This window comes from Paenibacillus oryzisoli (assembly GCF_050467285.1).
Classification (GTDB): domain Bacteria; phylum Bacillota; class Bacilli; order Paenibacillales; family NBRC-103111; genus Paenibacillus_E; species Paenibacillus_E oryzisoli_A.
Map to the genome: position 1 here is coordinate 589,053 of NZ_JBCMUN010000001.1, position 13,455 is coordinate 602,507.

Annotated in this window: 10 protein-coding genes; 7 read left to right on the plus strand and 3 right to left on the minus strand. The window is 53.0% G+C overall.

The window, feature by feature from the left end:
- Nucleotides 1-14: 14 nt before the first annotated feature.
- Together ABE504_RS02345 and ABE504_RS02350 are read right to left on the minus strand one after the other, a co-directional pair.
- Entirely contained in the window at nt 15-1,253 is a 1,239-nt protein-coding gene (locus ABE504_RS02345) for a Ger(x)C family spore germination protein (RefSeq protein WP_430083922.1), read from the minus strand.
- A gap of 26 nt (nt 1,254-1,279) precedes the next feature.
- Nucleotides 1,280-2,806, minus strand: a complete 1,527-nt coding sequence (locus ABE504_RS02350) for a spore germination protein (protein WP_430083925.1) — start codon at nt 2,804-2,806, stop codon at nt 1,280-1,282.
- A gap of 506 nt (nt 2,807-3,312) precedes the next feature.
- Here ABE504_RS02350 and ilvB point away from each other — a divergent pair.
- From ilvB to ABE504_RS02375, 5 genes are all read left to right on the plus strand, one after another.
- Nucleotides 3,313-5,052, plus strand: a complete 1,740-nt coding sequence (ilvB, locus tag ABE504_RS02355; protein ID WP_430083929.1) for a biosynthetic-type acetolactate synthase large subunit — start codon at nt 3,313-3,315, stop codon at nt 5,050-5,052.
- Between the two features lie 2 nt (nt 5,053-5,054).
- Complete coding sequence (ilvN, locus tag ABE504_RS02360) at nt 5,055-5,540, plus strand: acetolactate synthase small subunit (protein ID WP_430083932.1); 486 nt, start codon at nt 5,055-5,057, stop codon at nt 5,538-5,540.
- A 137-nt stretch (nt 5,541-5,677) separates the two neighbouring features.
- Entirely contained in the window at nt 5,678-6,670 is a 993-nt protein-coding gene (ilvC, locus tag ABE504_RS02365; protein WP_126143383.1) for a ketol-acid reductoisomerase, read from the plus strand.
- A gap of 111 nt (nt 6,671-6,781) precedes the next feature.
- Nucleotides 6,782-8,329 carry a 2-isopropylmalate synthase gene (locus tag ABE504_RS02370; protein ID WP_430083935.1) on the plus strand — a complete coding sequence of 516 codons (1,548 nt, stop codon included), beginning with the start codon at nt 6,782-6,784 and terminating at the stop codon, nt 8,327-8,329.
- An 80-nt stretch (nt 8,330-8,409) separates the two neighbouring features.
- The gene (locus tag ABE504_RS02375; protein WP_430083938.1) at nt 8,410-9,615 is read left to right on the plus strand and encodes a PLP-dependent aminotransferase family protein; all 1,206 of its coding nucleotides are present in this window, start codon (nt 8,410-8,412) and stop codon (nt 9,613-9,615) included.
- A 513-nt stretch (nt 9,616-10,128) separates the two neighbouring features.
- Here the strand turns inward: ABE504_RS02375 and ABE504_RS02380 are convergent.
- The gene (locus tag ABE504_RS02380; protein WP_430083941.1) at nt 10,129-10,728 is read right to left on the minus strand and encodes a TetR/AcrR family transcriptional regulator; all 600 of its coding nucleotides are present in this window, start codon (nt 10,726-10,728) and stop codon (nt 10,129-10,131) included.
- 223 nt (nt 10,729-10,951) lie between these two features.
- Between ABE504_RS02380 and ABE504_RS02385 the strand changes: the two genes are divergently transcribed.
- A complete protein-coding gene (locus ABE504_RS02385; protein WP_430083944.1) occupies nt 10,952-12,160 on the plus strand; it encodes an MFS transporter in 1,209 nt (402 codons plus the stop codon).
- Between the two features lie 139 nt (nt 12,161-12,299).
- A complete protein-coding gene (leuB, locus tag ABE504_RS02390; protein WP_126143390.1) occupies nt 12,300-13,379 on the plus strand; it encodes a 3-isopropylmalate dehydrogenase in 1,080 nt (359 codons plus the stop codon).
- Nucleotides 13,380-13,455: the final 76 nt, after the last annotated feature.

The following is a 13,455-nucleotide window of genomic DNA, read 5'->3' on the forward strand; positions in this document are numbered from 1 at the left end:
GCTCCTCCTTGATGTCACTCGCTTGATTCCTCGATTTGGGCGCCGAACGGCTTGCTGCTCATCCCGATGCGGGCGATGTCGACGTGAATTTCCGGTTCAATACTGAGCTTGGCGAATTTTTCGGGCCAATCCTCTTTGAATTCCTTCCATTTTTTAGGGTAATGTTTGTGGAGCAAATCCGCGATTCCGAACACATCGAGTTGCCGTGAGGTGGCTGTTTCAAAAGCATGAAGAATCAGCTTATTCAAATCCGCGCTAACATAAGAAGCCAGCTTTTTTAATTCCTCCGGCTTGGAAGGGTCTTCCTTGCAGCCGTTCTCCACGAGATCCCCCTGCAGATCCACAGTTAATCGCATTGACATGTGACCGTTCTGATCAAAGACCGGCTTGAGTTTGCTTTTGCTATGGTTGACGAGCAGCGCAGCTTTGTAATCGGTGCTGTCCTGGGAGCAGGCGAAATAGTAGGTCGTGCCGTCGACGGAATTATTGATGAAGGTGATGCCGTACTGCACAAGTTTATCGAAGTACCCGATGAGTTTGTCTTTTTTAAATATGCCGATGCGGCCAAGCTTCAGTTTGTTTTCAAAAGAAGTCGCTCTTAGCGAAGAAATCGTGGTGTTCTCCCCTTTGCCGGAAATGCGAATTTCGGGAATCAAGGTGTACGGGGAATCACTTGTATTGTTCATCATGAATTCGTACATCCTTACTTGCTTATAATTCGAGCTATGCTTGTTCTCGTTTTCCACAAGATTTTTAATGGCAGTGCCCTGCATTTTTTCAAGGGGAATGACTTGCTCCAATATCCGTTTGCCTTCTCCTTCCGCAAGTAGGAGAGTGATTGTCTCGCGGGAGTCGGAATTGCGCAGAAAAATGTCCATCATTTGCGAGATGCCTTGCTCGGCCGCTTTCTCTCCGATAACCAGAATGCGGGAGTGCGAGAAAAAGAGCGAGCGGGGCATCTCCTGGCTCGATTTCTGCACGGCGCCACGGATCGAGCCTCCGCTGGTCGAGAAGACCATCACAGGGGCTTGCTGCCCAGGGCTGCCGCCTGTATTCGGATTGGCAATCGCCTGGGGAATGACAACCTGATAGGAAATGGTCCATTCCTTCCCGTCCCAGTCGATTGCGGTGGCGGAAGTAATGGCGAGATCGTTGAGTTCCCTGCGGTCCCAGCATCCGGTGAGGAGGAAGGATAAACTGGCCGTCAGCATACCGAGGCGGACGCGCCGCAGAAGAGCCCGTGACATTTTCATCCTTTTCCGACCTCCTCTATGTTGAACTATGAATTGCGTTTATGGATGGACGGCTTCTTGTAAGGCTGCTCCCGGATGGGATTCTTAGTGCTGAATGGCCGCTTGCGCGCCAGCCATTTGGGCACCCGGAGTATCGTGTCCTTCAGCTTCTCAAGATCCAGCGGTGCAATCGGCGTTAAGTACGGCAGACCGAAGGAGCGAAGCGAAACGAGATGAATCAGAATCGCCATGCATCCGGCCAAGATGCCGAATAAGCCGAGCGTCCCCGCCAGGATCATCAATCCGAATCGGATAAGACGGGCTGCAATCGCCATGTTCAAAGCCGGTGTCACGAAGTTCGAGATGGCTGTGAACGATACGATGATGATCATAGCGGCAGACACAAGCCCGGCTTGTACGGCTGCTTGCCCGAGCACGAGCGCGCCGACGATGGAGATCGCGGAGCCGATCACACGCGGCATACGAACCCCGGCTTCACGCAGCACCTCAAACGTGATTTCCATCAGAAACGCCTCGACAAGCCCTGGGAAGGGCACGCCCTCCCGCTGGGCGGCAATGGAGATAAGCAGCGTCGTCGGAAGCATTTCCTGGTGAAACGTCGTGATGGCAATATAAAGAGACGGCAGAAACATGGAGATGAGAAAGGACATGTAGCGGATGAGTCGAATAAAGGTCGCTATATCATACCGTTGGTAATAGTCCTCACTGGAATGCAAAAAGTTAAAAAACGTGACAGGCGCAAGTAGAACAAAGGGCGTTCCTTCTACGACAATGGCGAACTGCCCTTCCAGCAGCCCGGCGGCAACGGCGTCCGGCCGCTCTGAATTCATGATGGTCGGAAAAGGGGAGTAGGTCGAGTCCTCCAGATACTCCTCGAGCGGCCCGCTTTCCAGCACCGCATCGGTGTCGATGGCTTGAAGCCGTGTCAGCGCCTGCTGGACGATCCGTTCGTCGGCTACGCCTTGAATATAGGCGACAATAACTTCCGTACGGGAATATTTGCCAATCTGCAGTGGGATTAAGCGCAGGTCGGCTGATCTTATTTTTCTGCGCAGCAGCGACGTATTGGTGCGAATATCTTCGGTAAAGCTTTCCTTCGGGCCGCGCACGACGGTTTGCGTCTGCGGCTCGTCGATCGCGCGTTTATCCCAGCCTGAGGTGCCGGCGATGATCGCTTCGTCATAACCGTCGGCAAAAATGACCGTACTGCCGCTGAGCAGGGCGGAGAGCGCCTCGGCTCCGTTCTTGCTGAGGATCAATTCAACGACGGTGATGGCTTGATACAGCAGATCGTGGAAGCAAAGATCCTGTTCCCAGTAGGAGCTGTTCTCCTGCGTGAAAAAGAGCGGCTGCAGAATATGTTCATTAACGATGTCGGACTGGACGATGCCTTCTATGTAAAAGAGAGCGACCTGATTCGTGTCGGGATAGCAGCCGACTTCAATCTGCCGGTACACGATGTCAGCGCTGTCGCCGAGCTGCTGCTTGAACCAGCTGACATTGTGCTGAAGGCTCGCAGACAAAAGAAACGATTCCTGCAGACCTGCTTTCATGGACAGTCTCCTTCCCATTTTTCATAGAAATTGGTATTATCTTCTCTCACTCTGAAATGTTTTATTCGATTCCCTATTGACTATTGCCTGAGGGATGCATATAATAATCTTTAATCATATCGAATGAATCGCTATGAAGAGGAAAAAGTCTTAAGGGCACTTATGTTCAGAGAGCGTTGGATTAGCTGAAACCATCGCCTTAATCCCTTACGTACGAAGTCGCCTCGGAGCTATTCTCCTGAAAGTGACGCATTGGCGCCGATGATTAAGGGGAATCGGAAGAGCACACGTTATCGTGCTGAGGGCATTGATTCGGGAACGAACATGCCTGCTAAGGTTATATGCTGTAAGGCATGTAGCAAATTTGGGTGGTACCACGGAAGCTTAAACTCCTTTCGTCCCTTTGAACGCGATCATCGCGTCAGGGATGAACGGAGTTTTTCTTGTTTTTAAGAGGTAAGTTCGTACTACCTTTAATGGATTGACTTTTCGAGAGGAGGATCACAATGAATGTTCAAACAGAACCAAAACGCTCTAAAGAAGAACTAATTGAGAAGCTGACGCAGCCGGACCTGATCACAGGCTCTGAGATTTTGCTGAGAAGCTTATTGCTGGAGGGTGTGGATTGCGTCTTTGGTTATCCGGGCGGCGCGGTCTTGTACATTTACGATGCGATGCACGGGTTTGACGATTTCAACCACCTGCTGACGCGTCACGAGCAAGGCGCCATTCACGCGGCTGACGGCTACGCACGTTCCACAGGCAAAGTTGGCGTATGTATCGCAACTTCCGGACCGGGGGCGACCAACCTCGTCACGGGGATTGCTACAGCATATATGGATTCGGTTCCGCTGGTGATCATTACCGGCAACGTGGCAACGAACTTTATCGGAACGGACGCTTTCCAAGAGGCGGATATTACGGGCATTACGATGCCGATTACGAAGCACAGCTATTTGGTAAGAGATGTCAATGATCTGCCGCGCATCATTCACGAGGCGTTCCATATTGCGAACACAGGTCGCAAGGGGCCGGTTCTTATTGACATACCAAAGGATGTCTCCGCTCATAAAACGATATTTAAGCCGGTGAACGAAGTGAGCATCCGCGGTTACAATCCGACGGTGCAGCCGAACAAGCTGCAAGTCGACAAACTGCTCAAAGCGATTGAAGAGGCAGAGCGCCCGATCATTATCGCAGGCGGCGGGGTTGTTTATGCAGATGCTTCCGAAGAACTGATCGCGTTCGTGAACGCGACGCAGGTGCCGGTTGCGACAACGCTGCTGGGTCTCAGCGGCTTCCCAAGCGCGCACGAGCTGTGGCTCGGCATGCCGGGGATGCATGGCACGTACACGGCGAACACGGCGATTCAGAACGCCGACCTGATCATCTCCATCGGTTCGCGCTTCGATGACCGCGTGACGATGAACCTGAACGGCTTCGCGCCGAAGGTGAAGACGATCGCGCACATCGACGTCGATCCGGCAGAGATCGGGAAGAACGTGAAGACCGACATCCCCTGCGTAGGCGATGTCAAAGCGGTTCTTGCTTACGCGAACACCAAAGCTCTCTCCGCGAAGAGTGCGGCTTGGATCGCAGAGCTGCAAGAGATGAAAGAGAAGTTCCCGCTAAAGTATGATCAAACGGATAACGAGCTTAAGCCGCAATTCGTCGTCGAGTTGATTAGCGAGACAACGAAAGGCGAAGCGATCATTACGACGGACGTTGGTCAGCACCAGATGTGGGCAGCGCAGTTCTACCGCTTCAAGAACCCTCGCTCGATCGTAACGTCCGGCGGACTAGGCACCATGGGCTTCGGTTTCCCATCGGCGATCGGCGCTCAAATGGGCAACCCGGATAAGCTGGTTGTCTCCATCAACGGTGACGGCGGCGTGCAGATGTGTGCGCAGGAGCTGGCGATCTGTGCGATCAACAACATTCCAGTTAAGGTTGTTATCATCAACAACCAGGTGCTTGGGATGGTTCGCCAATGGCAGGAAATCATTTACGACAACCGCTTCAGCCATATCGACCTAGCGGGCAGCCCGGACTTCGTGAAGCTGGCAGAAGCTTACGGCGTAAAAGGCTTGCGCGCGAAGACGAAGGAAGAAGCGAGAAGAGTATGGCAGGAAGCGCTCGATACTCCGGGGCCTGTCGTTGTCGAGTTCGTCGTGCCTAAAGGGGAGAACGTGTTCCCGATGGTTAAAGCCGGCGATACGATTAGTGATATGATAATGGGGGATTGAGCATGACAAAACATACAATTTCCGTACTCGTAAACAATCAGCCCGGCGTTCTGCAGCGTGTATCCGGCTTGTTCGGACGCCGCGGCTTCAATATTGAAAGCATCACGGTTGGGGAGTCCGAAGAAACCGGACTCTCCCGGATGGTCATTGTGACGACAGGCGACGATAGCACTTTGGAGCAAATCTCCAAGCAATTGTACAAGCTGGTCGACGTGATTAAGGTTGTCGATCTCAGCTCGAACCCGATGGTGGCGAGAGAGCTGGCGCTCATTAAAGTAGCGGCTGAGCCGATCATGCGCCCTGAGATTCTGGGCATTGTGGAAACGTTCCGCGCCGCAGTCGTCGACATCGGACCTGCATCCCTGATTGTTCAAGTTGTTGGGGATTCCGAGAAAATCGACGCAATGGTCGAATTGCTTCGTCCTTACGGCATTCGCGAGCTTTCCCGCACAGGCGTAACCGCGATGGTTCGCGGCTCCGTGAAGTAAGCTTTATAGGTTCTTTTGTACGAAACAAGGGTTCCCCTTGAGTGGGGGTTTCAATGGTTTACCACGGTAAAACGCTGAAACACCCACTCAAGGGGTAGATATTACGGATTCATCATATCAAAGGAGGATTTATTCAAATGGCAGTTACGACTTACTACGAAAAAGATGCAGACTTAGCGGTACTTAAAGGTAAAACGATTGCTGTGATTGGCTACGGTTCCCAAGGCCACGCGCAAGCACAAAACCTGCGTGACAGCGGACTTAACGTAATCATCGGTCTTCGTGAAGGCCGTTCCTGGAATCAAGCGAAAAACGACGGCTTCGAAGTTGTTTCCGTAGAAGAAGCAGCTCGTCGCGCTGACGTGATCCAAATTTTGATGCCGGACGAAACGCAAGCTCGCGTGTACCGTGAATCTATCCAACCGAACATGAAAAAAGGCGCAGCCCTGATGTTCTCCCACGGTTTCAACATCCACTTCGGACAAATCGTGGCTCCAGAAGGTACAGACGTATTCCTGGTAGCGCCTAAATCCCCAGGTCACATGGTTCGTCGTACGTATGTTGAAGGCTTCGGCGTTCCTGGTCTGATCGCTATTGAGAAAGACTCCACTGGCAATGCAAAAGCCATCGGTCTTGCTTATGCAAAAGGTATTGGCTGTACACGCGCAGGGGTTATCGAAACTTCCTTCCGTGAAGAAACAGAAACTGACCTGTTCGGTGAGCAAGCAGTTCTGTGCGGCGGTGCTTCCGAGCTCGTTAAAGCAGGCTTCGAAACGTTGGTTGAAGCTGGTTATGCGCCGGAAATGGCTTACTTCGAGTGCTTGCACGAATTGAAATTGATCGTTGACATGATGTACGAAGGCGGCATCTCCTCGATGCGCAGCTCCATCTCCAACACAGCTGAGTACGGCGACTACGTAACTGGACCTCGTATCATCACAGCTGAAACGAAAAAAGAAATGAAAGCTGTATTGGCTGACATCCAACAAGGTAAATTCGCTCGCGACTTCATCTTGGAGAACCAATCCAACTTTGCTTTCATGAACGCTACACGTCGTAATGAAGCGCAGCACCCAATCGAAGTGGTTGGTTCCCAACTGCGTGAAATGATGCACTGGATCAAAAAATAATAACTGACCTTATATAGCGTCAAACCTTTCACAGGGAGTGCATTGCGGAGAATTTCCCAATCGCTCCCTGTGAATACTATTTAGACGAGAATTATTTTAGGAGGTGCCAGGGTGCGCAAGATTTACATCTTTGATACAACGCTCAGAGACGGAGAGCAGTCGCCGGGTGTGAACCTGAATATGCAGGAGAAGGTCGAAATCGCGCTTCAACTTGAGAAGCTCGGCGTCGATCGGATGGAAGCCGGTTTTCCGGCGGCATCTCCAGGGGACTTGGCCGGCGTCAACGCGGTAGCGAGAGCGGTGAAGAACGCATCTGTCATCGGTTTGTCCAGATCCCGAGAGCAGGACATTGAAGCGGTGCGCGAAGCGCTCCAAGGCGCGCAGGACCCGTGCATTCACTTGTTCCTTGCGACTTCTCCGATCCACCGCCAGCACAAGCTGCGCATGGAGAAGCATCAGGTGCTGGAAACGGCGGAAGCGGCGATTAAATATGCGAAGAAATATTTTAGCAAAATCGAGTTCTCCCTCGAGGATGCAGGTCGTACGGAGCTGGACTTCATCGCGGAAGTGACGGCGATGGCGATTCGCACGGGTGCAACCGTTGTGAACATTCCGGACACGGTTGGCTTCATGACCCCGTATGACTACGGCAATATTTTCAAAATGCTGAAGGAAACGGTTCCCGGCATTGAGAAAATCCAGCTCAGCGCGCACTGCCATGACGACCTCGGCATGGCGACAGCGAATGCGCTGGCAGCGGTATTGAACGGCGCCGATCAAATCGAAGGCACCATCAACGGCATCGGCGAGCGCGCAGGCAACACGTCGATCGAAGAAGTCGTGCTGGCGCTCGAGACGCGCCAGGATTTCTACCAAGCGAAGACGTCGCTGGTGCTGAACGAGATTTACCGCACGTCGCGCTTGGTCAGCAAGCTGACAGGCATGGTCGTGCCGGGCAACAAGGCGATCGTCGGGGCCAACGCGTTCGCGCACGAGTCTGGCATTCACCAGGACGGCATGCTGAAAGAGAAAACGACGTACGAGATCATTTCCCCGGAAACAATCGGCGTAAAGGCAAGCAAGCTCGTCATGGGCAAGCACTCCGGCCGCCATGCGTTCCGCGAGAAGCTGATCGACCTCGGCTACGATCTGGGCGACGAGCAGGTGAACGCGGCGTTCGCCAAGTTCAAGGATCTGGCTGACCGCAAGAAGCAAGTCGAAGACGAAGACATCCGTGCTTTAATCGAGGAGAAATTGATCGATACGCCGGAGGTTTTTGCGCTTGGCACGCTTCAAGTGGCATATGGCAACCAAATGACGCCTACGGCGACCGTCCACGTCCGTCATCAAGACGGCAGCGAAGTGGCGGAGAGCGCAGTCGGCAATGGCTCGGTAGATGCGATCTACAACGCGATCGACAAAGCGACCAAAGAAGAAGTGGAGCTGGACGACTACTCCATCAAATCCGTTTCGCACGGGAAAGACGCGCTGGGCGAAGTGCATGTCGTGCTGAAACAGAACGAAGTGTCCGTACAGGGCCGCGGCATTTCTACGGACATTTTGGAAGCGAGCGCGAAAGCGTATCTGGATGCCGTTAACCGTCTGATCGAAAAACGCAAAACCCCTACCAGCAACCGCAGCAATGTAACGCTGATCTAAGTGCGCTTTCCGAAATTAGCAGCACTTTATTTCGGAAAGCTGCCAGTGCTTTCTACCATAGCGAAAGGATGCGTACATGTATGAAATATCGGTTTTCAAAATCGCTGGAAGGCTTCTCATCTTCGGCGGTACGGGAAATTCTCAAGCTGACCCAAGGCAGCTCGATCATTTCCTTCGCTGGCGGACTGCCTGCTGAAGAATATTTTCCAATCGATGCGGTGAGCGATGCGTTTAAAAAAGTGGTCGAAGGCGGCAAGTCCGCTTTGCAGTATGGGCTGACTGAGGGCTACAAGCCTCTGCGCGAATCGCTCTGCAAGCGGATGGCGAAGAAGAACATGATCGTCACGCCGGATGAGATGCTGATTACGACAGGCTCGCAGCAAGCGATCGACCTCATGACGCGCGTGTTCATCGACGAAGGCGACGTGATTCTGGTTGAGCGTCCGACGTATTTGGCGGCGATCCAAGTGTTCCAGGCCAAAGGCGCGAAAATCTACTCCGTCGAAAGCGACAATGACGGCATGCTGCTGGACGATCTGGCGGCGAAAATCAAGAAGCACAATCCGAAGCTGGTGTACGTCATTCCGACGTTCTCCAACCCAGCTGGCCGTGCATGGAGCCTCGAGCGCCGTCAAGGTCTCGTGAACCTGTGCCGCGAGCAGGAAGTACTGATCTTGGAAGACGACCCGTACGGCGAGATCCAATTCGACCCGAACGCGTCGTATCCGACGATCTACTCCCTAGGCGGAAAAGCGGAAGACAACGTGGTCATGTATACGAGCACGTTTTCGAAAACCGTAGCGCCTGCGTTCCGCACAGGCTGGATCATGGGGAACGCTGAAGTTATCCGTCAGCTTGCTCGATTCAAGCAGTCGGCGGATCTGCACTCCTCCTCGATCGATCAGCAGACGCTGTATCATGTGCTGGAGAATTTTGATCTGGACGGTCACATTCAGCTGATCCGCGAGCAGTACTATGACCGAATGAAGTTCATGTCCGGCCTGCTCTCCGAGCTGAAATGGCCAGGGATGAAATATGTAGAGCCGAAAGGCGGCATGTTCATCTGGGTGGAGCTGCCGGAAGGCGTCCGCGCAGAAGATCTGATGAAAATTGCGGTGCAAGAAGGCGTGGCGTTTGTGCCGGGGTCGACGTTCTTTGCGGAGAATCCGCAGTACAACACCATGCGTTTGAACTATACGCATACGGACCGGGAAACAACTGTGCTCGGCATGCAGAAGCTCAACAAAGCGATGGAATCCTATTTGCAGCAAGTAGCAAAAGTGTAAATAAAAACAGCACGTCGGGCGAGAGCCTGACGTGCTGTTTTTATGTTTCAGGAAGCGGAGAGGGAGGCTATGGCTTCGTCCGCTTGTCATTTTCCGTTCACCGGGAAGTTCTACTGCGCGAATGGGGCTCATCGAAGACTGAGGAGATGGTCCCACTGTTCCCCCTTTTCCTGTAAAAACTACAGGTTATTCTCACGGAAGGGGCCAAAATGCTGAAAATCCTGCAAAACCTACAGCAAGATCTCGCTTTCCGGCCTCTTTACCTCGAAAATCGGGAGGGAGACGGCGAATTTACTGTAGGAAGTACAGGATTCCTTGTCAAATCGGTGTATTTCTCAAGATTTGATGTAGGAAATGCAGGTTCCTATTGCGAGCTGCGATGATTTTAGCCAAACAGAGTAGCTCCGTATATCCCGCAGCTCCATGCAGCTCCAAGTCACCTCAATCAGCCCAATCAGCCCAAGTCCCCCCTTAAGTAACTCCTGAGTAGCCCATAAGCAAGGACGTAACGTTTCACGTAGCTTTTGAAGGCCGAGGCTGCCCAATCCCCTGAAAGGCCAGCGTCACGATGTCTTTGACGAAAGTGTCATCGAGATGTTCGCCGGTCATTGTCAATCGATAGAAGATGGGACCGTAGAGCAGATCGATGAAGAGATCGGGGTTGACATCCTGGCGCAGCTCGCCCCGCTGAATGCCCCGATCAATTATTTGGCGCGTCTCTTTGCGCCGCGGCTGCACGTACCGGCTCCGGTAAGCGTCGGCGACGCCGGGGTCGGTCTGGCTTTCGCCTATGAGCTGTGTGATCACGCGACCCTCTCCGCTGACCAGAAAGCGGGTTAAATTGGTGGCGTGCGCGAGCAAATCTTCAAAGGCGTTGCCGGTGTCGGGTACAGGCAGCCGCTGCGAAGCGGCGGACAAATAGCCGTCCATGACAACGGCAGCTTTGCCCGGCCACCATTTATAAATGGTGGCTTTGCTGACGCCGGCGCGTTCGGCGATTTTTTCCACGGTGATGTCTGCAAAGCCGATCTCAAACAGCAAATCGTAGGCGGCCTGCAAAATGGCCTGCTGCGTTTCGAGATTGCGGGGACGGCCGCGTTTCCCAGTACTCATGATGGTTCCTCCTTTGGAAGTTGTTCGTACATTTCTAAACGATACGTTTATTATACAAATAATTTAGTGAAAAATAAATTGCTTTGCCTATTTACAATACGATACGTTCAGTATATTATATTCTATATAATTACTGAACTAAACGTTCACTATTTAAATGCAGCGTTTATTACTTCTACATCTCGCGTAAACGCAGGTACAATATGAAGGGGGACTGGTTTGTATGAATCAAAACGTTGAGAAAAAGGTGAGCATGCCGGGTTGGCTGATGTTTGTATTGGCGATCTCCTGCGGCATTATTGTAGCGAATTTGTACTACGCGCAAACGCTGGTCGGACCCATTAGCGCAGCAACCGGGTTGTCCGCCGCTGCGGCCGGGCTGATCGTCACGATAACGCAAATCGGTTACGTCATCGGCTTATTGTTTATTGTTCCGCTTAGTGATATTGTGGAAAATCGAATTCTGTCCGTCGGTGCTTTGATCGTCGTCGTATTGGCACTGCTGACGGCTGCGTTCTCCCATACGGCAGGTGTCTTTCTTACAGCATCTTTTATGATCGGCTTAGGCGCAGTCGTCGCGCAGATCTTGGTGCCTTATGCGACATATTTATCGTCGGAGCAAGAACGCGGCCGCGTCGTCGGGAACGTCATGAGCGGTTTGCTGCTGGGCATCATGTTTGCCCGGCCGGTTGCGAGCTTTGTCGCCAGCTTCCTCAACTGGCAGGCGATCTTCATCGTGTCCGCTGTGCTTGTCGCGCTGCTGGCGATTGTGCTGTTTGCTGCACTTCCGAAGCGGCAGCCGGCACCCGGACCGAATTACGGCAAACTGATCGTTTCACTTGGCACCATTTTCAAGGCAACGCCTGTGCTGCGCCGCCGTGCATTGTACCAAGCTGCTTTGTTTGGCGCGTTCAGTCTGTTCTGGACCGTGATTCCCCTGCATCTGGCAAAGGAATTCGACGTATCCCAGCAGGGGATCGCCTGGTTCGCCTTGGCTGGTGTTGGTGGAGCGGTGGCGGCTCCCATTGCCGGCAGGCTGGCAGATAAAGGCTGGACGCGCCTGTTAACGGGCATGGCTATGCTCATTGCCGCGCTATCGTTCTTGCTAGCTTTCCTGCTGCCGAGCCACTCCATCGCTGCGCTCATCGCGCTCACCATTGCAGCGATTGTGCTCGATATGGCGGTGTCCGGCAATCTGGTTCTCGGACAGCGGGCGATTTACGCGCTTGGAAGTGGAGCGAGAGGCCGCTTAAACGGCCTGTTCATGTCGATTTTTTTCCTGGGCGGAGCGGTGGGTTCCTCGGTTGGAGGCTGGGCTTACGCGCAAGGCGGGTGGGGGCTGGCTTCGATGGTTGGATTTCTTTTGCCGGTGTTGGCATTCTTGTACTATCTTACGGAAAAAAGGCCTGAGCCGAATGCCGCTGGAAACTGAGCATCTATAGGATTTGCCTATGGAAGCGATAGCTTTTATATCTAATGTGCGAATGCGAGATATGGTACAATAGGGCGTAGGAAATGAATCATCCGTAGTGTTTATAAGCGGTTTGACCAATAGAAGGAGTGTAACCAACATGGCAGATGTGAAAAAAATTGCTGTAATCGCCGGTGACGGTATCGGTCCCGAAGTCGTTGCAGAAGCAGAAAAAGTATTGAAACGTACCGAAGAACTGTTCGGTTATCAATTTGAAACAGAGCACGCGCTGTTCGGCGGTATTGCAATCGATGAGAAAGGCACGCCGCTTCCGGAAGAAACGCTGAAAGTGTGCCAAGGTTCCGACGCGGTTCTGCTTGGTGCAGTAGGCGGCCCGAAATGGGACAACAACTCGAAGGAGCTTCGTCCTGAGACTGGTTTGCTCGGCATTCGTAAAGCGTTGGGCTTGTTCTCCAACATTCGCCCGGCTGTGATCTTCGACTGCCTGAAAGAAGCTTCCACGCTGAAGCCTGAAGTGCTGGAAGGCACAGACCTGATCGTCGTGCGCGAGCTGACTGGCGGCATCTACTTCGGCGAGAAGTTCCGCCGCGAGACAGAGAACGGTCAACAAGCGGTTGACACTTGCACTTACACAGTGGCTGAGGTTGAGCGCATCGCTCGCCAAGCGTTCGATATTGCACGCACACGCCGCAAAAAACTGGCTTCCGTCGACAAAGCGAACGTCCTGGAAACGTCCCGCCTGTGGCGCGAAACGGTTAACCGCATCGCGGTTGACTATCCGGATGTTGAGCTGGAGCACGTACTGGTTGACAACTGCGCGATGCAATTGCTGCGTCGTCCGTCTTCCTTCGACGTTATCGTTACCGAGAACATGTTCGGCGACATTCTAAGCGACGAAGCGGCTATGCTGACTGGTTCCATCGGCATGCTGTCCTCCGCATCCCTGGGCGAAGGCAGCTTCGGTCTGTACGAGCCGGTGCACGGCTCTGCACCTGATATCGCGGGTCAAGGCATCGCGAACCCAATCGCGACCATCCTGTCCGTCGCGTTGATGTTCCGCTTGACGTTCGGCTACCACGACGCTGCTGATTCCATCGAGCGCGCGGTGAAGGAAGTGTTGGATGCGGGTCACCGCACAGGCGACATCGCGGTTGATAAGAGCAAAGCGATCGGTACGATTGCGATGGGCCAACTGATCGTTGACGCGATGCGTAAATAATAAAAAGCCTGCTTCCGTAAGTCTGCGGAGAGCAGGCTTTTTTGCGTTTGAGCGAGTGACGACGCCAGTTGCACTT

Bases quoted from the DNA above. Each gene is read 5' to 3' on its own strand.
- ABE504_RS02345 (WP_430083922.1), bottom strand. From the start codon at position 1,253: ATGAAAATGTCACGGGCTCTTCTGCGGCGCGTCCGCCTCGGTATGCTG.
- ABE504_RS02350 (WP_430083925.1), bottom strand. From the start codon at position 2,806: ATGAAAGCAGGTCTGCAGGAATCGTTTCTTTTGTCTGCGAGCCTTCAG.
- ilvB (WP_430083929.1), top strand. From the start codon at position 3,313: ATGAATGTTCAAACAGAACCAAAACGCTCTAAAGAAGAACTAATTGAG.
- ilvN (WP_430083932.1), top strand. From the start codon at position 5,055: ATGACAAAACATACAATTTCCGTACTCGTAAACAATCAGCCCGGCGTT.
- ilvC (WP_126143383.1), top strand. From the start codon at position 5,678: ATGGCAGTTACGACTTACTACGAAAAAGATGCAGACTTAGCGGTACTT.
- ABE504_RS02375 (WP_430083938.1), top strand. From the start codon at position 8,410: ATGAAATATCGGTTTTCAAAATCGCTGGAAGGCTTCTCATCTTCGGCG.
- ABE504_RS02380 (WP_430083941.1), bottom strand. From the start codon at position 10,728: ATGAGTACTGGGAAACGCGGCCGTCCCCGCAATCTCGAAACGCAGCAG.
- ABE504_RS02385 (WP_430083944.1), top strand. From the start codon at position 10,952: ATGAATCAAAACGTTGAGAAAAAGGTGAGCATGCCGGGTTGGCTGATG.
- leuB (WP_126143390.1), top strand. From the start codon at position 12,300: ATGGCAGATGTGAAAAAAATTGCTGTAATCGCCGGTGACGGTATCGGT.